Source organism: Micromonospora radicis (genome assembly GCF_003583405.1).
In the GTDB taxonomy this organism is placed as follows: Bacteria; Actinomycetota; Actinomycetes; order Mycobacteriales; family Micromonosporaceae; genus Micromonospora; species Micromonospora radicis.
On record NZ_QXEC01000019.1, the window covers coordinates 16,043 to 36,390 of the forward strand.

General features: G+C 71.9%; 12 protein-coding genes. 8 read left to right on the top strand and 4 right to left on the bottom strand.

The annotated features are described in order from the left end of the window. The first annotated feature begins 124 nt into the window (after positions 1-124). Positions 125-433, top strand: coding sequence for a hypothetical protein (locus tag D2L64_RS19055; RefSeq protein WP_119578448.1), 309 nt, complete (start codon positions 125-127; stop codon positions 431-433). 397 nt (positions 434-830) lie between these two features. On the opposite strand, the gene D2L64_RS19060 is transcribed toward D2L64_RS19055, so the two are convergent. The 3 genes from D2L64_RS19060 to mce form a co-directional block, all read right to left on the bottom strand. After that, positions 831-3,134 carry a coiled-coil domain-containing protein gene (locus tag D2L64_RS19060; RefSeq protein WP_119578450.1) on the bottom strand — a complete coding sequence of 768 codons (2,304 nt, stop codon included), beginning with the start codon at positions 3,132-3,134 and terminating at the stop codon, positions 831-833. A gap of 175 nt (positions 3,135-3,309) precedes the next feature. Further along, positions 3,310-4,572, bottom strand: coding sequence for a DivIVA domain-containing protein (locus tag D2L64_RS19065; protein ID WP_119578452.1), 1,263 nt, complete (start codon positions 4,570-4,572; stop codon positions 3,310-3,312). 425 nt (positions 4,573-4,997) lie between these two features. Beyond that, a complete protein-coding gene (gene mce, locus D2L64_RS19070) occupies positions 4,998-5,471 on the bottom strand; it encodes a methylmalonyl-CoA epimerase (protein ID WP_119578454.1) in 474 nt (157 codons plus the stop codon). Positions 5,472-5,532: 61 nt separating this feature from the next. Here mce and D2L64_RS19075 point away from each other — a divergent pair, with 61 nt between their 5' ends. The 6 genes from D2L64_RS19075 to D2L64_RS19100 all read left to right on the top strand — a co-directional run bounded on the left by D2L64_RS19075 (position 5,533) and on the right by D2L64_RS19100 (position 12,713). Beyond that, positions 5,533-6,732 carry an acetyl-CoA C-acetyltransferase gene (locus tag D2L64_RS19075; RefSeq protein WP_119578456.1) on the top strand — a complete coding sequence of 400 codons (1,200 nt, stop codon included), beginning with the start codon at positions 5,533-5,535 and terminating at the stop codon, positions 6,730-6,732. 55 nt (positions 6,733-6,787) lie between these two features. Beyond that, a complete protein-coding gene (gene meaB, locus D2L64_RS19080) occupies positions 6,788-7,792 on the top strand; it encodes a methylmalonyl Co-A mutase-associated GTPase MeaB (RefSeq protein ID WP_119578458.1) in 1,005 nt (334 codons plus the stop codon). A 257-nt stretch (positions 7,793-8,049) separates the two neighbouring features. Next, on the top strand, positions 8,050-8,454 hold the full coding sequence (locus tag D2L64_RS19085) for an Asp23/Gls24 family envelope stress response protein (protein WP_119578460.1): 405 nt from the start codon (positions 8,050-8,052) through the stop codon (positions 8,452-8,454). A 105-nt stretch (positions 8,455-8,559) separates the two neighbouring features. Beyond that, complete coding sequence (locus D2L64_RS19090; RefSeq protein ID WP_119578462.1) at positions 8,560-10,248, top strand: acyl-CoA mutase large subunit family protein; 1,689 nt, start codon at positions 8,560-8,562, stop codon at positions 10,246-10,248. Between the two features lie 99 nt (positions 10,249-10,347). After that, positions 10,348-11,262 carry a tetratricopeptide repeat protein gene (locus D2L64_RS19095; RefSeq protein ID WP_119578464.1) on the top strand — a complete coding sequence of 305 codons (915 nt, stop codon included), beginning with the start codon at positions 10,348-10,350 and terminating at the stop codon, positions 11,260-11,262. Between the two features lie 68 nt (positions 11,263-11,330). Then, positions 11,331-12,713 (top strand): arginase family protein, encoded by a 1,383-nt coding sequence (locus D2L64_RS19100; RefSeq protein ID WP_407663139.1) that lies wholly within the window; start codon positions 11,331-11,333, stop codon positions 12,711-12,713. Positions 12,714-12,924: 211 nt separating this feature from the next. Here the strand turns inward: D2L64_RS19100 and D2L64_RS19105 are convergent, their stop codons facing one another. After that, complete coding sequence (locus D2L64_RS19105) at positions 12,925-14,871, bottom strand: penicillin-binding transpeptidase domain-containing protein (protein WP_119578466.1); 1,947 nt, start codon at positions 14,869-14,871, stop codon at positions 12,925-12,927. A 360-nt stretch (positions 14,872-15,231) separates the two neighbouring features. On the opposite strand from D2L64_RS19105, the gene D2L64_RS19110 reads away from it, so the two are divergent. Next, complete coding sequence (locus D2L64_RS19110) at positions 15,232-20,286, top strand: NAD-glutamate dehydrogenase (protein ID WP_119578468.1); 5,055 nt, start codon at positions 15,232-15,234, stop codon at positions 20,284-20,286. The last annotated feature ends 62 nt before the right edge of the window (positions 20,287-20,348 follow it).

Genomic DNA, 20,348 nt, shown 5'->3' on the forward strand with positions numbered 1-20,348 from the left:
AGCAAAGTCGCACGAACCGCGCCCAGCCCTGCGACGCGTACGGCGTCGAGCAGCACCCCGCGCACGGCGTTGCACGGTGGGGCGCGGATGGCGTTGCACGGCGGCCCGCGAGCGGCGGCCGACCGTGATCACCACGCGGCTACCGACACCCGGCGACGGCCCGGCACCCGAGCGCCCACGCGCAGCCGGCGACGGCCCCCCGCACACCCCGCTGCGTCCGATGTGGTGCTGCCGTGCCGACGGCCAGCCCTGGCCGTGCGCCCAAGCCCGGCTCCTGCTCACCGTGGAGTACGACGGAAACCGGATCGGCCTGTCGATCTACCTGGCCGGCCTGATGTACGAGGCGATGCGTGACCTCTACCGCCTCAACCCGTACGACGCCCCCGCCCCCGCCGCGCTGTTCGCCCGCTTCCTCACCTGGGCAACCCCCTGACCCCGCCTCCCGTGCCCTCGCTCTGTCCCGTGCCCTCGCTTTGTCCGGTGCCCTCGCTCTGTCCCGTGCCCTCGCTCTGTCCCGCGCTTGCTGCATCCCCGCCGATCATGAAGTTTTGTGCGGAACAAAGCACCATATAGCGGGCATATCGGCGACCGAAACTCCATGATCGGCGAGGCGGGGTGCGGGAGAGACCGCGAGGCGGGGTGCGGGAGAGCCGGCGAGCGAGGGTGCACGGGGGCGGGTGGGCGTGATTTCACCCTGAAATTTTTATTTCACCATGAAATCAGCGCTCTGAAGGTAACCCACTCCCGGGCTGCCAGCCACGGCGCCGCCGCCGATCATCCAACACCGTCTATCGATCACCGACCCGCCGCACCCGGCTTCGAGACACGACCTAGTCGGAGGTGATCTTGCTTGGTTTGGCGGTGCGTTCGTCGGTGGTCGGCTTCGTCGGTCGCTTGCCGTTCTCACCGGTGCTGGTGATCTTCGTCGGGGTGGCGCCCCGGCCACCGGTGCCGGGAACAGCGGCCACCGTGGGCTCGCCGTCCACCCCGGCGCTCGCGGTACCACCGTCGACGGTGGTCGGTTCGGCGGACGGCTTCGTCGGCGAGGCATCCTCGACCGTGGTGATCGGCTCGGCGACCGGCTTCGTCGGCGGGGCGGTGTCACCGTCGCCGCCCACAGTGGCGGCCGGGTCGGCGGCGGCGCCGTCGGCCGAGGCGGCTGCCGTCGCGGCCGGGGCCGGGGCGGTGTCGACGGTGGCGGCCGGGGTGAGGGCCGGGGTGAGGGCCGGGGCGGTGCCGTTGCTCGGGCGGCTGCCGTTGACCGGTGAGCCGTCGAGGGCCGCGGCGGCGGTGGCGGTGCCCACGGCGACCGGGGTGGTCAGGCCGGCCGGTGCGGGCGAGGTCGGGCCGTCGGGCGTCGTGGTCGCCGACAGCCGCAGTTCGAGCAGCTTGCGCTGCAACTCGTCGGACTCCTGCCGGGACTTCCAGGTCTCCTGGCGCAGGTCGGCGAGCTGCTGCTGGGCCTTGGCGATCTCCAGCATCACCTGGGCCAGCTGCTGCCGCCCGGCCGCCGCCTCCTGCTGCGTCGCGGCCAGGTGCTGCTGCGTGGTGGCCAGGTGCTGCTGGGTGGTGGCCGCGTACTCCTCGAACTGGCGACGGGACGAGGCGACGTACTCGTCGGCCTCCCGGCGGGAGGTGGTGGCGAACTCCTTGGCCTCGCGCCGCATGGTGGTGGCGTACTCCTCGGCCTCCCGACGGGTGGCGGCGACGTACTCGTCGGCCTCCCGCCGCTTGCCGGTGGCCTCGGACTCGGCCTGCCGCAGCAGCTCGCCCGACTGCTCCTCGGCGCGGGCGCGCACCGTGGCGGCCTCGGTCTCGGCGGCCTGGCGGACCTGGTCGGCGCCCTGCTCGATCTCGTTCTTGCGAGCGGTGTACTCCGACTCCAGCTCCGCGCGGCGGCTCTCGAACCCGGACTCCAACTCCGCGGTACGGCTGCGCAGCCGCTCGTCCAACTCGGCGGTCCTGGAACGGATCCGCTCGTCCAACTCGGCGTTGCGGGTCTTGTACTGCTTCTCCAGCTCGGTGCGGCGCCCGGCGAACTCCCGCTCGGCGGTCGCCTTCCGCTCGGCCAGTTCCCGGTCCGCCGCCGCCCGCCGGCCGTTGACCTCCTTCTCCACCCCGGCCCGCCAGGCGCCCAGTTCCTGCTGCGCCTGGGCCCGGGTGTGCTGCACGTACGCCTCGGTCTCGCTGCGCATGCGCTGCGCGTACGCCTCGGTCTCGGCGCGGGTGCGCTTGGCCGCCTCGCTCGCCTGGGTGGTCAACCGCTCGGCCTCCTGGCGGGCCTTGTTGCGGGCGGCCCGGCCGGCCTCGGCGGCGTCGTCGATGATCTGCTTGGCTTCCTGGCGGGCCCTGGCGTGGGTGGCCCGGCCGGCCTCGGTGGCCTGGTCGACCAGGCGCTTGGCCTCCTGCTGGGCCTTGGCGTGCACCTCCTTGGCCGCCTCACGCAGCTGGGTCGCCTCCTGCTGGGCGGTGGCGTGCACCTCGCGGGCCGCGTCGCGCAGCTTGGTCGCCTCCTGCTGGGCCCGAGCGTGGATCTCCTTGGCGGCGTCCCGGAGCTGGGTGGCCTCCTGCTCGGCCCGGGCCAGCGCCTCCTGGGCCGTCTTGCGCAGCCGGGCGACCTCCTCCTTGGCGGCCTTGGCGGCGGCCTCCGACTCGGCCCGGCGCGCGGCGGCCTGCCGCTCCTCCTCGGCCCGGCGGGCGGCGAGGGCGATCTCGAAGTCCTTGAGCGCCTTCGCGGCCTCGGCCCGCGCCTCGTCGATGATGTGCTCGGCGGCGGCCCGACGCGCCTCGATCTCCTCGTTGGCCTCGCTGACGATCGCCTCGGCCTGCTCCTCGGCCAGCGCCAGGATCTGCTCCACCCGGGGACCAAGGTGCCGGAACGCGGCCCGGTCCACCACACCCACCTGCTTGCGTACGGCGGCGAGGTCACGTTGGAGCACCTCGACCTGACCGGCCAGCTTGTGGATCTGGGTGTACGCCTGTTCCCGTTCGGCCGCCAGCGTCTCGATCTCGTGCTCCGCACGAGCGGCGTACCGGTCGACCTGGCGTTTGTCGTACCCCCGCAGGGCCAACTCGAAGTTGGGCTGGGTGGTCACGTCTCCGCTGAGCGCGAACAGATCCTCGCCGTGCGACATGCCCCCATCCTCACACGCATCAGGCCCTCCTGGGGCGATACGGACGCCTCGGTTGGGAGCTACTTCACGTACGCCCGGCGACTCTTCCCGACATGTCCCCGGAAAGCAGGGCGGCGCGGGATGGCACCGTCACCCGGTGTCACCCCGCGCCGTGGATCATGCCCCGGTCGACCTGTCAGCCGGCGGTCTCCGCCGCCACCTTCTCCTCGGCCCCGTCGGCCTTCTTGGCCGCCGGCTTGTCCGACCCGGCGGCGTTGTTGGGCACCCCGGGAACGATGCCGGCCAGGCCGGAGAGCATCTGCCCGAGCTGCGAGGTGACCGCGTCCTTCTGCCGGGTGAGGTCTTCGACCTCGCGGCGGGCCGCCTGGGTGGTCAGCTCGGCCTCGGTACGGGCCTCGTTCAGCAGACGCTGCGACTCGGCGCGCGCCTCGCTCAGCGTCCGCTCCGCCAGCGCCTTGGCCTTCTCGACCGTCTCGGTCGCGTTGCGCTCCGACTCGACCCGGCGGGCCTCGGCGCGCTGCTCGATCTCCTTGGCCCGCTCCTGCGCGGCCCGCGCCCGCTGCTCGGCCTCGCCGACCAGCTTCTGCGTCTGCGCGACCTGGGCGGCGTGCCGCTCCGACTCCTCGCGCTCGGCCTTCTCCCGCCGCTCGGCGAGCTGCAACTCCAGCGCCTGTAGGTCCTTGTCGCGCTTGTCCCGGGCGTCGGTGAGCAGCTTGGTCGCCTCGGCGCGCTTCTCCTCGGCCTCGCGGGCGGCCTTGGCCCGCTGCTGGGTGATCTCCCGCTCGGCGGTGGCGCGCAGCGTGGCGACCTCCCGCTCGACGGTCGACTTCAGCTCGGCGACCTCGTGCGCGGTCACCGTACGCAGCTGCTTGGTCTCCCGGTCGGCGTCCGCGCGCAGCGTGTCGGCCTCGCGTCGGGCCTGGACCCGGACCTCGGCCGCCTCCCGCTCGGCGGCGGTACGGACGTTGCCCGCCTCCCGCTCGGCGGTGGCCTTCATTGCCGCCGCCTCGGCGCGGGCCTTGTCGGTGATCTCCCGGGCCTCCAGGCGGGCTGCGGAGAGGATGCCCTCCGACTCCCGCTTGGCTTCGTTGCGGTGATCGTTGGCCTGCTCCTCCGCGAGCCGGAGAATCTGCTCGACCCGGGTGCCGAGGCCGGAGAGCGTGGGCCGGCTGTTCTCCTCCAGCTGCTTGCTGGTGTCGGTGAGCTTCTGTTCGAGGGCGGTGAGCCGCTGCTCAGACTGCCGGAGTCGGCGCTGGGCGTCGTTGAGCGCCTGCTCGGCGTCGGCGCGGTCCTTGTTGGCCTGGCTGAGTGCGGCGTTCAGCCGGCCGATGAAGTCGTCGACCTGACCGGTGTTGTATCCGCGCAGGCCAACCGTGAAATCAGGCTGCGAGTTCGCGTTATCGAAGAACGCGAGAGGGGAGGACTGCTGCTGGGGCATTGGGACATACTGGCAGACCCCCCGGGGTGCTTCGCAAGGGTGGGGCGGCCCTTTGCCGCCCGTATTACATGGTCAACTCCACCGCTCCGGGTGGAGGGCGATCTTGCCAGCTCGCGGGCGGGCCGCGCGGCACGGGCGTGACGTGGAAAAGGGTCCGCGCGCTTTGTTTCCCGCCCGGCCGGATCAGACGAATGGGCGCGTGGTCGCCGGTGTGGAAAGCCAATCGCGTTCACCGAATGGCCATCGTCGGCTCGTCCGTCAGGCCAGCGACCGCCCACGGCCGGTCCGCCCCGTCCGCCCGCTGGACGGCGCGTCCTGGTGCGTCCGCCTGCTCGTTGCGGGATCGAGTGGTCTCCGTTGCGGGACGATGCCACTCGTTCCGGGATCGTGCGTGATCTTGGTGCTGGCGGTCGTTCCGGCGGAGGTCACTGCTGCGCGGCGGGTTCGACCAGCTCGACCAGGACGCCACCGGCGTCCTTGGGGTGGACGAAGTTGATCCGCGAACCGGCGGTGCCGCGCCGGGGCGACTCGTAGAGCAGTCGCAGGCCGCGTTCCCGCAACGCCGCGCAGGCCGCGTCGATGTCCGCCACGGTGTACGCCACCTGCTGCACGCCGGGACCGTTGCGGTCGAGGAACCTGGCGATGGTCGACTCGGGGGTCAGCGGGGCGAGCAACTGCACGCAGCCGCCCTCGGCGGTCGGGCCGACGGCCAGCATCGCCTCGCGGACCCCCTGCTCGGTGTTCGTCTCGGTGTGCACGCAGCGCATGCCGAACGTCCGGGTGTAGAAGTCGATCGCGGCGTCGAGGTCGGCCACCGCGACCCCGACATGATCGATACGGCGCAGGCCGATGTCTGTGACATAGTCGGCAGCGGGCTCGGCGGGGGAGTTCTCAGGCATGACGCTAGTCTGACCGAACAATCGTTAAGGCGTACAGTTCGGCACCCCCTCGGAGGCAGGTATGGCTTCGGTGATCGTCAGCGGCGCTCGGACCCCGATGGGGCGCCTGCTGGGCAACCTCAAGGACCTACCGGCGACGAAACTCGGTGGCATCGCCATCGCCGCGGCCCTGGAGCGCGCCGGAGTCGCCCCCGACCAGGTGCAGTACGTGATCATGGGTCAGGTGCTCCAGGCCGGTACCGGGCAGATGCCGGCCCGGCAGGCGGCCGTCGAGGCGGGCATCCCGATGTCCGTACCCGCGCTGAGCATCAACAAGGTCTGCCTCTCCGGCCTGGACGCGATCGCCCTGGCCGACCAGCTGATCCGGGCCGGCGAGTTCGACGTCGTGGTGGCCGGCGGCATGGAGTCGATGACCAACGCCCCGCACCTGCTGCTCGGCCAGCGCGGCGGCTACAAGTACGGCGACGTGACGCTCAAGGACCACATGGCGCTCGACGGGCTGACCGACGCCTGGGACTGCTGCGCCATGGGCGAGTCCACCGAGCGACACGGCAGCACGCGCGGCATCACCCGGCAGGAGCAGGACGAGTTCGCCGCGGCCAGCCATCAGCGGGCCGCCGCCGCCCAGAAGAACGGACACTTCGCCGAGGAGATCACCCCGGTGGTCATCCCGCAGCGCAAGGGCGACCCGCTGGTGATCAGTGAGGACGAGGGCATCCGGCCGGACACCACCGTCGACACGCTGGCCAAGCTCCGCCCGGCCTTCGCCTCCGACGGCACCATCACCGCCGGCAGCTCCTCGCCGATCTCCGACGGCGCGGCGGCCGTGGTGGTGATGAGCAAGGCGAAGGCCAAGGCACTCGGGCTGACCTGGCTGGCCGAGATCGGCGCGCACGGCAACGTGGCCGGCCCGGACAACTCCCTGCACTCGCAGCCCTCCAACGCCATCCAGCACGCCCTGCGCAAGGGCGGGCTGACCGTCTCCGACCTCGACCTGATCGAGATCAACGAGGCGTTCGCCCAGGTGGGCATCCAGTCCATCCGTGACCTCGGGATCAGCCCGAGCAAGGTCAACGTCAACGGCGGCGCGATCGCGCTGGGCCACCCGATCGGCATGTCCGGTGCCCGGCTGGTACTCACCCTCGCGTTGGAGCTCAAGCGGCGCGGCGGTGGCACCGGCGCGGCGGCGCTCTGCGGCGGCGGCGGGCAGGGCGACGCGTTGATCATCCACGTCCCCGACCCCACCGAGACCGACCTGTGAGGGTGAGGAGCGAGCCGGGTTTGCGAGCCCCGCAGTCGCGAACGAAGGCTGATCTGTGAGCGAGGCGAACGGCGGCGCCCCGACCGCGGCCACCGGTTCGGTGCGCCGTAGTCGGGACGTACCGAGGCTGGTCGAGCGGGCCCGCGAGGGTGACCCGCGTGCGGTGGCCCGGTTGATCACGTTGGTGGAGTCGGGCGACGAGGTCCTGCCGGCGATCGCGGCGGCGCTCGCCCCGTACGGCGGCCAGGCCCAGGTGGTCGGGCTGACCGGCTCTCCCGGGGTGGGCAAGTCGACCACCACCAACGAGCTGGTGCGCTCGCTGCGAGCCCGTGGGCATCGGGTCGGGGTGCTGGCCATCGACCCGTCCAGCCCGTTCACCGGCGGGGCGATCCTCGGCGACCGGGTACGCATGCAGGACCACGCCACCGACCCGGGCGTCTACATCCGCTCGATGTCCAGCCGGGGTCATCTCGGTGGGTTGTCGGCGGCCACCCCGCAGGCGGTACGCGTGCTGGAGGGCGCCGGCTGCGACGTGGTGCTGGTGGAGACCGTCGGTGTCGGGCAGGCCGAGGTGGAGGTGGCCTCGCTGGCCGACACCACCCTGGTGCTGCTGGCGCCCGGCATGGGGGACGCGATCCAGGCGGTCAAGGCCGGCATCCTGGAGATCGCCGACATCTTCGTGGTCAACAAGGCCGACCGGGACGGCGCCGACGCCACCGTCCGGGACATCCAGGGCATGATCGCCCTCGGTGAGCGCGGGCCGGGCCAGTGGCGCCCGCAGGTGGTGCGTTCCGTGGCCGCCCGGGGCGAGGGGATCGACGACATCGCCGGGGCGATCGACAAGCACCGGGGCTGGCTGGTCGAGCACGACGAGCTGCGGCGCCGCCGGGAGGCGCGGGCCGCCGCCGAGATCGAGGCGATCGCGCTCGGCGTGCTACGTGCCCGGATCGGTTCACTGCGCGACGGTACGCAACTGTCGGTGCTCGCCGCCGAGGTCGCGGCCGGTGCGACCGACCCCTATGCCGCCGCCAACACCCTCCTGACCCACCTAACCCGCTGACACCCCCCACCCGCCCCACCCCTACCCCCTCCACCGCCACCCGCCCCACCCGCCGCCCGTCCCGTGGATCTTGCACTTTCTGCCTGGGCATAAGGGTGTGAAAGCGACTCTTCGGCGACCGAAACTGCAAGATCCACGTTCGTGGGGCGCGGGGTGTGGGTGGGTGGGGGTTGAGGTGTCCACTGCGGAGGATGCGGGGCGGCTAGGCTCGCAGCGCCCCGCAGCGCGCGGGGGTGGTGGGAGCGCCGGGAGAGGGCATGGATCACGAGATGACGCAGGAGCTGCCGATGACTCCGGACGCGGTGGCAGGTGGGCGCACCCACATCGCGGACGAGGTGGTCGAGAAGATCGCGGTGGCCGCGGCGAAGGCGGTGCCGGGCGTGGTCGAGCTGGGTGGGGACATCGCCCGGTTCTTCAACGCGGTACTCGACCGGGTCGGGCTGGACCAGGTGGGCGACGCCCGGCGCGGCTGCTCCGCCCACGTCACCAACGGCGGTGCGGTGATCAACCTGGTCATCGTGACCGACGCCGGGCATCCGGTGCCCGAGGTGACCACGGCCGTGCGGGCCGCCGTGACCGAGGCGGTCGAGGCGTACGGGCTGCGGGTCGACGAGATCAACATCCGGGTGGACGACGTGGCGATCGGGGGTCCGGCGGCCTGAGTTGGGGCAGCTCGGGTTACCTGCCGGTACGAACCGCCTTAGCGATCGTTCAGGCGGGGGCTCTACACTCGACGTGCAGTCGAGGACTCGAGGAGGAGCCCGGAGATGAACGCCGACGAGATCGCCGCCGGACGGGCCCGCTGGCAGGCCCGCTACGACGCGGCGCGGAAGCGGGAGGCGGACTTCACCACGCTCTCCGGGATGCCCGTCGAGCCGGTCTACGGGCCACCGGAGGGGGCCGCGTACCCCGGCTTCGACCGGATCGGCTGGCCCGGCGAGTACCCGTACACCCGGGGTCTGCACCCCACCGGCTACCGGGGGCGGACCTGGACCATCCGGCAGTTCGCCGGGTTCGGCAACGCCCGGCAGACCAACGAGCGCTACAAGATGATCCTCGGCGCCGGTGGCGGCGGCCTCTCGGTCGCCTTCGACATGCCGACCCTGATGGGCCGCGACTCCGACGACCCGCAGTCCCTCGGCGAGGTCGGCCACTGCGGGGTGGCGGTGGACAGCGCCGCCGACATGGAGGTGCTCTTCGACGGCATCGACCTGGCGGCCGTCACCACCAGCATGACCATCTCCGGTCCGGCGGTGCCGGTGTTCTGCATGTACCTGGTCGCCGCCGAGCGGCAGGGCGCCGACCTGTCGACGCTCGACGGCACCCTGCAGACCGACATCTTCAAGGAGTACATCGCGCAGAAGGAGTGGCTCTTCGACCCCGAGCCGCACCTGCGCCTGATCGGCGACCTGATGGAGTACTGCGCCCGGGAGATCCCGCGCTACAAGCCGCTGTCGGTCTCCGGCTACCACATCCGCGAGGCCGGCTCGACCGCCGCACAGGAGCTGGCGTACACCCTCGCCGACGGCTTCGGCTACGTCGAACTGGGGCTGTCGCGCGGGCTGGACGTAAACGTCTTCGCCCCCGGGCTGAGCTTCTTCTTCGACTCGCACGTCGACTTCTTCGAGGAGATCGCCAAGTTCCGCGCCGCCCGCCGGATCTGGGCCCGCTGGCTGCGCGAGGTCTACGGCGCGACCAGCGAGAAGGCGCTCTGGCTGCGGTTCCACACGCAGACCGCCGGGGTGTCGCTGACCGCCCAGCAGCCGGTGAACAACGTGGTCCGCACCGCCGTCGAGGCGCTCGCCGCGGTGCTCGGCGGCACCAACTCGCTGCACACCAACGCCCTGGACGAGACCCTGGCCCTGCCGACCGACGAGTCCGCCGAGATCGCCCTGCGTACCCAGCAGGTGCTGATGGAGGAGACCGGGGTGACGAACGTGGCCGACCCGCTCGGCGGATCGTGGTACGTCGAGGCGCTCACCGACCGGATCGAGGCCGAGGCGGAGGAGATCTTCGCCCGCATCCGGGCGCTGGGCGGCGAGGGCCCGCACGCCATCGGGCCGATGACCGCCGGCATCCTGCGCGGCATCGAGGACGGCTGGTTCACCGGGCACATCGCCGAGTCGGCGTTCGCCTACCAGCAGGCACTGGAGAAGGGCGACAAGAAGATCGTCGGGGTCAACTGCCACACCGGTACCGTCGCCAAGGACCTGGAGATCCTGCGCATCTCGCACGAGGTGGAGCTGGAACAGCGCCGGGTCCTCGCCGAGCGCAAGACCGGCCGGGACGCCGCCCGGGCCCGGGCCGCCGTCGCGGAGATGGTGGCGGTGAGCCGTACCGGGGAGAACATGATCCCCGCGATGCTGGACGCCGTACGGGCCGAGGCCACCCTCGGCGAGATCTGCGACGCGCTGCGCGCGGAATGGGGCGTTTACCGCGAGCCCGCCCGGTTCTGACATCCGCGCCGCCAGGGCGGTTGGGCAGGGGTGACAGTGGCAACTGCGTGGGCCGCGGTTGATCTGAGTTGGGCACGTCGCGTGCGAGACTAGATAACCATGAGCGACCCACGGATCACCTCGTCGATCTTCACCCGCGGCGCGGTCGACCTCAGCGCGCTGCGCACCCCTGCCCCCACCGCCACCCCCGCCCCGGCCCAGGCTGGCCCGCCTGCCGGCGTACCCGGCGGGGCCGCCGCCGGCGGCGCTGCCGTCGTCGACGTGACAGAGGCGAACATCCAGGCCGAGGTGCTCGAACGCTCGCTGGCCGCCCCCGTGGTGGTGTTCTTCGGTGCCGCGGGCTACCCGGACAGCGACCAGTTCGCCCCGCTGCTGGAGAAGCTCGCCGCCGAGGGCGGCGGCACGTGGGTGCTGGCCCGGGTCGACGTCCAGACCAACCCGCGGATCGCCCAGATGTTCCGGGTGCAGGGCATCCCGACGGTGTACGCGGTGGTCGGCGGGCAGCCGGTGGACGCCTTCTCCGGCGCGGTGCCGGAGCCGCAGCTCCGCCAGTGGCTCCAGGCCGTACTCAAGGCCGGCGGGGTCGCCGTGACCGCACCCGAGGATCCCCGGCTCGACGAGGCCGACGACGCCCTGATGGACGGCGACCTGGACGCCGCCGAGCAGGCGTACCGCAAGATCCTGGCCGAGACGCCCAACGACGCCGCGGCCCAGGCGGGCCTGGCCCAGGTCGGCCTCGCCCGCCGGGTCTCCGGCACCGACCCGCAGGCGGCGCTCGACGCCGCGGCGGCCGCCCCCGACGACGTCGACGCCCAACTGCTGGCCGCCGACATCGAGGTGCTCAGCGGCCTCGCCGAGCAGGCGTACCAGCGGCTCGTCGGGCTGGTCCGGCGCACCGCCGGTGAGGACCGCGAGAAGGCCCGCCAGCACCTCGTCGGCCTGTTCAGCATCGCCGGCCCGGACGACCCCACGGTCGCCACCGCCCGCCGGGCCCTGGCCAGCGCCCTGTTCTGATCCATCCGCCACGCCAGCGCGGGCCGGCGTAGCGCCGGCCCGCCGCGACCCTTCGAGGACGGGAGCCCATGATGCGCCGGATCGCCGTCCTCGACGCGCCGAGTAACCTTGGCCTGCGCCCGCCGACGTCCACCTCGGTACCGGGCTGCGGGAAGGCCCCCGGCGCGCTGCGCGACCAGGGCCTACTGCCCCGGCTGCGGGCGCGCGACGCCGGTTGCCTGACCCCACCCCGCTACGACGCGGGCGACTGGCGGCCCGGCGACGGCGTCTGCCACGCCCGGGAGATCGCCGGCTACTCGGTGGGGCTCGCCGACCGGATCGGCGACATCATCGACCGGGGCGAGTTCCCGCTGGTCCTCGGCGGCGACTGTTCCATCCTGCTCGGCTCGGCGCTGGCCATGCACCGACTCGGCGAGGCCGTCGGCGGCCGGATCGGCCTGGTCTTCGTCGACGGCCACTCCGACTTCCGGCACCCCGGCAACGCCTCGTACGTCGGCGCGGCGGCCGGCGAGGGCCTCGCCCTGGTCACCGGGCGCGGCCAGGCCGACCTCGCCGCCATCGAGGGACGCCGCCCCTACTTCCGCGACATCGACGTGGTGGTGCTCGGCATCCGCGCCCAGGACGAGTACCGGCTCGACCTACAGGCCGCCGGGATCACCACCCGACCGGTACCGGCACTGCGCGCCGAAGGCGCGGCGCGTACCGCCCAATGGGCCCACGAGCAGCTGGCCGACTGCGCCGGCTACTGGGTGCACGTGGACGTGGACGTCCTCGACCCGGCCGTGATGCCGGCCGTCGATGCCCCCGACCCCGGCGGCATCGCCTTCGCCGAGTTGGAGATCCTGCTCTCCGGCCTGGTCGACACCCCGCACTGCCTCGGTGTCGAGCTGACCGTCTTCGACCCCGACTACGACCCGGACGGCGCGTACGCCGCCGAGATCGTCAACACCGTGGTGGCCGGGCTGCGGCCGGTCACCGCCCCCGCGCCGATCCCACCCCGGCTACGCCCCGGGAAGGCCGACCGGCCCGCCCCGGCACCCCGGCACCCCGTCGCCCGCCCCGTCCCGCCGCTGCCCTCCGATCCGCTCGGCCCGGGCGCCCTCGGCCCCGGCTCCCTCGGCTCTGGCTCCCTCGGCCCAGGCCCGGTTGATGCTGGTTCGTCCGGATCGGGTTCGGGCCGATCGGGTTCTGACAGATCGGGTTCGGGTGGTTCGGGTTCGGATGGTTCGGGGTCGCTCGTGGTGGGGGCGGAGACTGCGGGGGCGCCGCCGGAGCTGCTGACACAGCCGGCGGTCGACGCGCAGCACCGGCCGGAGCGGGCGAGCCCGAACGGCTGGGACCCGGCACCGGACGACCATGATCTGATTCCCGGCGAGTCGGACCTGGCCAACACCGGTGACCCAGGGCAGGAGAACCGGCCCGCGTCCACTCCCGGCGGCCTGACCGCCTAACCACCCTCGCCATCCTGACCACCGCACCGCCCGGTGGCCCGGCCGCCGTGCCGTTCGCCCGTCTGGCCGCAATGATCGTCACCGTTGCGTCGTGATTGCGGTGATCCGGCCAGGCGGACGCCGCCGTTGCGGCGTAGCGGTGCGATCCACGCGGCGGCGTAACGGTGGCGTAGCGGTGGCGATCAGCCGGTGGCGAGTGAGCGGTGGACGATCAGAGGGCGCGGAGGAAGCGTGCCGCGATCGGGACGGCGGTGGAACTGCCCGAGCCGCCCTTCTCGACGAAGACCGCGAAGGCGATGTCTCCCTGCCAGCCCACGAACCAGGCGTGGGTGTTCTTCGGGTTGTTGTCGTACTCGGCGGTGCCGGTCTTGCCGTGTACCGGCTCGCCGGGCACGTTCTTCAACGCCGTGCCGGTTCCGCTGGTGACCACCTCGCGCATCATCTCCCGGACTGCGGTCACCGGCGCGGAAGGCAGCTCGGGGCCCGGTTCGGCCGGCTGCTCCGGCGCGGGGTCGAGCACCAGCCGGGGCGGGACGACGGCGCCCTTGGCCACCGCCGCGGTCGCCGCGGCCATGGCCAGCGGGCTGACCAGGGTGGTGCCCTGCCCGATCGCGGCGGCGGCCTGCTCGGTGGCGCCGCCACCGGCGGAGACCTTCCCGGTGAACGCGTCCAGCCCGACCTGCCAGTCGCCCTCCAGGCCTAGGCTGCGGCCGGCGGCGGCGAGCCCGTCGGGGCCGAGCTGTGGGGCGAGGGCGGCGAAGGCGGTGTTGCAGGACTTGGCGAAGTCGGTGCGGAACGGCACCTTGCCGAGTTCGAAGTCGTTGGAGTTCTTGAACGAGCGGCCGTCGACCTCGAAGGTCTTCGGGCAGTCGACGACGGTGTCCGGGTTCACCGCGCCGCGCTCCACCAGCCCGTACGCGCTGACCATCTTGAACGTGGAGCCGGGCGGCACCTGGGCGGTGAAGGCCAGGTTCTCCCCGGCGGCGCCGGGACCGTTCGCGGCGGCGAGCACCGCGCCGTCACTGATGCGTACGGCCACCAGGGCGGAGCGCCGTCGCTCGCCGCGCAGCGCCTGGTCGGCCGCGTTCTGGGTGGCCACGTCGAGGGTGGTCCGCACGGGCTGCCCCGGCTGCGGCTCGCGCTGGAACACCTCGGTGTCGGTGTTCACCAGCGTGCCGTCCGGGCCGGGGCGTTTGATGATCACGGAGAGTCCGGGTACGCCGCGCAGCCGTTCGTCCCATCGGCCCTGCAACCCGCCGTGGCCGACCAGGTCGCCGGGGGAGTAGCGGTCGGGGTGGTTGGCCAGGTCCTCGGCGTACGCCGGGTCGACGGTGCCGAGCACGGCGCGGGCGAACTCGCGGGTCGGCGCCAACTCCAGCTTGTCGGTCGGGAACTTCGTCCCCGGCAGGTCGTAGATGCGTGACTTGATCTGCCGGTACGCCTCGTCGCGCAGGGTGACCACCTCGACGAACGCGTCCGGTTTCGCCTCCGCCAGCCGTTTCGGCAGGTCCGACAGGTCCACCGGCGGGGTGATCGCCGGGCGGATGGCACGGAACGCGGCGTCCAGCTCGCGGACCATCGCCTTGACGTCGGTCACCTCGTTGGGCTGCAACCCGACCCGGACCACGTCGCGGGGGGCGACCAGCGGTTCACCGGCGCCGTCGAGCACCCCGGCCCGGGGCGCCCGTTCCCGTCGCAGCCCGAGCCGGTCGCCCCGGGTCAGGTTCTCCTGGACGATCTGCGGCTCCCAGATCACCTGCCACTGGTCGTCGCGGCCCTGGGCGAGGCGTACCGGCCGCTCGTAGGACCAGTTGGTCTCGCCCGGCAGCGTCCAGTCGACAGTGATGGTGGCGGTGGCGGTGTCCCGGACGATCGTCGGGTCGCCCTGCCGGGTCAGCGTGAGCGGCGCCTCGGCGAGTTCGCCGGAGAGCTCCTTGATCTCCCGCGCCACGTCGGCGGCCGGGATCCGCGAGCCGGTCGGGTCGATGAAGGCGACGGAGTTCAGGTCGCCCGAACGCCAGCCGGCGAGGAACGCGTCCACGCTGCGCTGCGGGCCGTCTTCGCCGGAGCAGGCGACCAAGCCGGCGGACGCGAGCAGACAGACGGCGAGGGCGGCCATCCGGGACGAGCTGCGACGGATTCGGTACGGCCGGTGCATCAGGTTCGGTTCCTCCCGCTCAGGCTGACCTGCACGCTAGTACGTCCGCGCAGCTGGCACCGCCCCGCCCGGGTCCGGGTGGGTGAGACCGGCACCGCCCCGCCCGGGTCCGGGTGGGTTAGACCGGCACCGCCCCGCCGGGCCTGGGTGGGCGGAAAGACGAACGGGTGACGGTGTGATGAACAACAACAGGCGGGGTACTCCCGAGCCAGCCGAACCTCGTACCGCATACGGGTGAAAGGACGACCGTCTGAGATCCGGATGGCCGGGCGGAGGTCCGCCGACGGAGGAACCGGTCGGTCGGCCTAGGCTTGGCGGCAGAGTGACCCACAACGCGGTGGGTCGAGGGGAGTGGCACCGATGGACCGGCGTCCGGCGATCAAACCGGGACCCGACCTCCGGCAGGATGACACCGGCCGGGACGACAGCTTCGACACGGCGACCGACGGAGACGGCTTCGGCCGCCTCGACACAGGAGTGACCGGGATGACCGGTTCGAGCATCGACACCCTCTACGACCTGGGTCTGCCACCAGAGGTGTTGGCGGACGACGTGGAGGACGCCGAGCTGGACGAGCCGGTACCCAACGCCGAGCGCCTGGTGGCGCAGGCGGTGGCGCTGGCCGGCGACGACCACGACGCCGCGACCCTGGTCGGGCGGTTCTGGCGGTTCGCGCCGGACGAGGAGCTGATCGGCTTCACCGCCGAGGAGATGCTCGACGCGGCCCGGGCCCACCGCGAGCTGGCCCAGCAGCGGGTGCCCGGCGAGTTGAAGTTGCGGATCCACTCACCCGACGCCGAGCAGCACCACAGCGTCGTCGAGATCGTCACCGACGACATGCCGTTCCTGGTCGACTCGGTGACCGCCCTGCTCAACAGTCACCACCTGGACGTGCACCTGCTGGTGCACCCGCTGGTCGTGGTGCGCCGGGAGCCGTTGGGTCGGCTGGTCGAGGTGGCCGCCGACGTGGAACCGGACGACGCGATCTCCGGTGACCTGGTCGAGAGCTGGATGCGGATCGAGATCGACCCGGTCCGCGACCCGGCGGAGCGGGACAAGCTGCGCCGCGAGTTGCAGCGGGTGCTGACCGATGTGCGGGAGGCCGTCGAGGACTGGCCCAAGATGCGCCAGTGTGCGCTGGCCCTGGCCGACGAGTTGGCCGCCGCCCGCACCAGCGACAACCGGCCGCCGGTGCCGGAGAAGGACATCACCGACTCGGTGGAGCTGCTGCGCTGGCTCGCCCACGACCACTTCACCTTCCTCGGCTACCGCGAGTACCGGCTGGTGCCGGAGTCGGAGCACGGTGGGCCGGCGTTGGAGGTGGTGCTCGGCACCGGTCTGGGCATCCTGCGGCAGGATTCGCCGGAGGCGCGCGCGCTGTCGTCGATGACGCCGGAGGCGCACGAGAAGGTCACCGAGAAACGCCTGTTGATCATCACGAAGGCGAACTCGCGGGCCACCGTGCACCGCTCGGCGTACCTGGACTACATCGGTTTCAAGATCTTCGACGCCAACGGTGAGGTGGTCGGCGAACGCCGGTTCCTCGGCCTGTTCTCCACCGCCGCGTACCGGACCAGCGTCCAGGAGCTGCCGGTGGTCCGGCGTAAGGTCGCCGAGGTGCTGGACCGTTCCGGGTTGAGCCTGCGCAGCCACTCCGGCAAGGATCTGCTGCAGATCCTGGAGACGTACCCGCGCGACGAGCTGTTCCAGATCAAGACCGACGACCTCTACCACGCGGTGATCGGTGTGCTGCGGATGGCGGGTCGCCGGCAGCTGCGGGTGTTCCTGCGGCGCGACGCGTACGGGCGGTTCATCTCCTGCCTGATCTACCTGCCCCGGGACCGGTTCACCACCCAGAACCGGCTGCGCATGCAGGACATCCTGCTGCGCGAGCTGAACGGCGTCGGGGTGGACTACACCACCCGGGTGACCGAGTCGATGCTGGCCCGGGTGCACTTCATCGTGCGTACCGACCCGACCAGCCCGCCCGGTGACATCGACGCCGACCTGCTGGCCGAGGAGCTGGCCGACGCCACCCGGCTGTGGGACGACGACTACCGGCTGGTGCTGGAACGCAAGCTCGGCGACGAGCAGGCCAAGCACCTGTTCGGCCGGTACGCCGACGCGTTCCCGGAGGGCTACAAGGACGGGCACACGCCGTACGAGGCGATGAAGGACCTGGCCAAGCTGGAGCTGCTGGAGGAGCCCGGCCAGCTGGAGATGCACCTGTTCCGCAAGCAGCTGATGCCGCGCGCCGCCGGCCGGGGCCCGGACGTCGACGAGTCGATGGACGTCCGGTTCAAGGTCTACCGGTACGGCGAGCCGATGATGCTGTCCGCGGTGCTGCCGGTGCTGCACTCGCTCGGCGTGAAGGTCGTCGACGAGCACCCGTACGAGGTGGAGCGCATCGACGGGCGGATCTGGCTGTACGACTTCGGGCTGCAACTGCCCGAGGGACACCAGGAACTCGCCGAGGTACGCCCGCACGTGGAGAACGCCTTCGCGGCGGCCTGGCGCGGCGAGGCCGAGGTGGACGGCTTCAACGAGTTGGTGTTGCGCGCCGGGCTCACCTGGCGGCAGGTGGTGGTGCTGCGCGCGTACGCGAAGTACCTGCGCCAGACCGGCACCGTCTTCTCCCAGGACTACATGGAGTCGACGTTCATCGCGTACCCGCAGATCGCCACGCTGCTGGTGCAGCTCTTCGAGGCGCGGTTCGAGCCGGGGCCGAGCACCGCCGAGCAGCGTCAGCAGCGCAGCGCCGAACTGGTCGACGAGATCCGGGCCGCGCTCGACGACGTGGCCAGCCTCGACCAGGACCGGATCCTGCGCTCGTACCTGTCGCTGATCCAGGCCACCCTGCGGACCAGCTTCTACCAGAAGCCGGTCGGTGGACGCCCGAAGCCGTACGTGGCGTTCAAGCTCGACCCGCAGGCGATCCCGGAGCTGCCCGCGCCGCGGCCGAAGTTCGAGGTCTTCGTGTACTCGCCGCGCTTCGAGGGCGTGCACCTGCGCTTCGGGCCGGTGGCCCGCGGCGGCCTGCGCTGGTCGGACCGGCGGGAGGACTTCCGTACCGAGGTGCTCGGCCTGGTCAAGGCGCAGATGGTGAAGAACGCCGTGATCGTGCCGGTGGGCGCCAAGGGCGGCTTCATGCTCAAGCAGAAGCCCGGCGACCGGGACGAGGCCGTGACCTGCTACCAGCAGTTCGTCGGCGCCCTGCTGGACATCACCGACAACATCGTGGCCGGCGAGATCGTGCCGCCGGAGGACACCGTCCGGCACGACGGCGACGACCCGTACATGGTGGTGGCGGCCGACAAGGGGACCGCGACCTTCTCCGACATCGCCAACGAGATCTCCACCGCGCACAACTTCTGGTTGGGTGACGCCTTCGCCTCCGGCGGCTCGGCGGGCTACGACCACAAGAAGATGGGCATCACCGCGCGGGGCGCCTGGGAGTCGGTCAAGCGGCACTTCCGCGAGTTGGGCCACGACACCCAGAGCCAGGACTTCACCGTGGTCGGCCTGGGTGACATGTCCGGCGACGTGTTCGGCAACGGGATGCTGCTGTCCAAGCACATCCGGCTGGTGGCCGCCTTCGACCACCGGCACATCTTCCTGGACCCGGACCCGGACGCGGCGACCTCGTACGCCGAGCGGAAGCGGCTGTTCGAGCTGCCCCGTTCGAGCTGGGAGGAGTACAACCCTGAGTTGATCTCCGCCGGTGGTGGGATCTATCCGCGTACGGCGAAGTCCGTCCCGGTGTCGCCGCAGGTCCGCGCGGCACTCGGGCTGCCCGACGAGGTCGAGCAGCTGAGCCCGCAGGAGCTGATGAAGGCGATCCTCACCGCGCCGGTCGACCTGTTCTGGAACGGTGGCATCGGCACCTACGTCAAGGCCTCCAGCCAGACCAACGCCGAGGTGGGCGACAAGTCCAACGACGCCATCCGGGTGGACGGCCGCAGCCTGCGCTGCCGGGTGGTCGGCGAGGGCGGCAACCTGGGCTTCACCCAGCACGGCCGGATCGAGTACGCCCAGGCGGGCGGCCGGATGTACACCGACTTCATCGACAACGCGGCCGGGGTGGACTGCTCCGACCACGAGGTGAACATCAAGATCCTGCTGAACACGGCGGTGGCCGACGGCGAGCTGACCGTCCCCGAGCGCGACGAACTGCTCGCCAGGATGACCGACGAGGTCGCCGAGCTGGTGCTGCGGGACAACTACGACCAGGCCCGGGCGATCAACAACGCCCAGGCACAGGCCGCCTCGCTGCTGCCGGTGCACCGTCGGATGATCACCGAGTTGGAACGCTCCGGCACGCTGGACCGGGCGCTGGAGGCGCTGCCGCCGGACGAGGAACTGGCCGTACGCGCCGAGTCCGGACTCACCGCGCCGGAGTTCGCGGTGCTGCTGGCGTACGTGAAGATCGCCCTGGAGAAGGAGATCCTCACCGAGGGGCTGCCGGACGAGGAGTGGACCAGCGAGGTGTTGGTCAACTACTTCCCGACGCCGATGCGGGAACGGTTCGCCGAACGGATGGGTCGGCACCGGCTGCGCCGCGACATCGTGACCACGGTGCTGGTCAACGAGGCGATCAACCGGGGCGGCATCTCGTTCGTCTTCCGGGTGGTCGAGGAGACGGCGGCGTCGGCGGCGGACGTCATCCGGGCGTACGTGGTGGTCCGTGAGGTCTTCGGGCTGCGCGAACTCTGGGACGCGGTCGAGGCGCTGGACAGCCAGGTGGACCCGGAGTTGCAGACCAGCGTCTACCTGGACACCCGGCGGCTGCTCGACCGGGCGGTGCGTTGGCTGGTGACGAACCGGCGATCGCCGATCGACGTACCGGCGGAGGTCGCCCGGCTGCGCGACGGGGTGGCCGAGTTGCTGCCCGGCCTGGAGACGTTGTTCCACGGCAGCGAGCGGGAGGGGATCGCGGCACACATCGACTCGATGACCGAGCGTGGCCTGCCGCGAGAACTGGCCGAGCGGAGCACCCGCCTGATGTACAGCTTCGGCCTGCTCGACGTGGTGGAGACCGCGGCGACCACCGGGCGCGAGGTGGGCGAGGTGGCCTCGATCTACTTCGTGCTCTCCGACCGCTTCCGGGTCGACTCGTTGCTGTCGAAGATCTCGCTGCTGCCCCGTGCGGACCGGTGGCAGACGCTGGCCCGGATGGCGCTGCGCTACGACCTGTACGCCGCGCTGGCCGCGCTCACCGCCGAGGTGCTCGACTCCACGTCGGACGATCTGTCGCCGCAGGAGCGGGTGCACCAGTGGGAGCAGTCGAACGCCACCTCGATCCACCGCGCCGAACGGGCGATGGGTGACTTCGACGAGTCCCGTGCCGACCTGGCGGCCCTGTCGGTCCTGCTCCGCCAGATCCGTACCCTGGTCCGCACCTCCGCCGCCACCTGATCACCCGCCGCGACGCCCGGGCGGCCCGGCGGGATGATCCGCCGGGCCGCCCGGGTCGGTCG

What these genes read in the sequence shown, in the direction of transcription:
- D2L64_RS19060 (WP_119578450.1), bottom strand. Translation starts at nt 3,134, where the DNA reads ATGTCGCACGGCGAGGATCTGTTCGCGCTCAGCGGAGACGTGACCACC.
- D2L64_RS19065 (WP_119578452.1), bottom strand. Translation starts at nt 4,572, where the DNA reads ATGCCCCAGCAGCAGTCCTCCCCTCTCGCGTTCTTCGATAACGCGAAC.
- mce (WP_119578454.1), bottom strand. Translation starts at nt 5,471, where the DNA reads ATGCCTGAGAACTCCCCCGCCGAGCCCGCTGCCGACTATGTCACAGAC.
- D2L64_RS19075 (WP_119578456.1), top strand. Translation starts at nt 5,533, where the DNA reads ATGGCTTCGGTGATCGTCAGCGGCGCTCGGACCCCGATGGGGCGCCTG.
- D2L64_RS19085 (WP_119578460.1), top strand. Translation starts at nt 8,050, where the DNA reads ATGGATCACGAGATGACGCAGGAGCTGCCGATGACTCCGGACGCGGTG.
- D2L64_RS19090 (WP_119578462.1), top strand. Translation starts at nt 8,560, where the DNA reads ATGAACGCCGACGAGATCGCCGCCGGACGGGCCCGCTGGCAGGCCCGC.
- D2L64_RS19095 (WP_119578464.1), top strand. Translation starts at nt 10,348, where the DNA reads ATGAGCGACCCACGGATCACCTCGTCGATCTTCACCCGCGGCGCGGTC.
- D2L64_RS19100 (WP_407663139.1), top strand. Translation starts at nt 11,331, where the DNA reads ATGATGCGCCGGATCGCCGTCCTCGACGCGCCGAGTAACCTTGGCCTG.
- D2L64_RS19105 (WP_119578466.1), bottom strand. Translation starts at nt 14,871, where the DNA reads ATGCACCGGCCGTACCGAATCCGTCGCAGCTCGTCCCGGATGGCCGCC.
- D2L64_RS19110 (WP_119578468.1), top strand. Translation starts at nt 15,232, where the DNA reads ATGGACCGGCGTCCGGCGATCAAACCGGGACCCGACCTCCGGCAGGAT.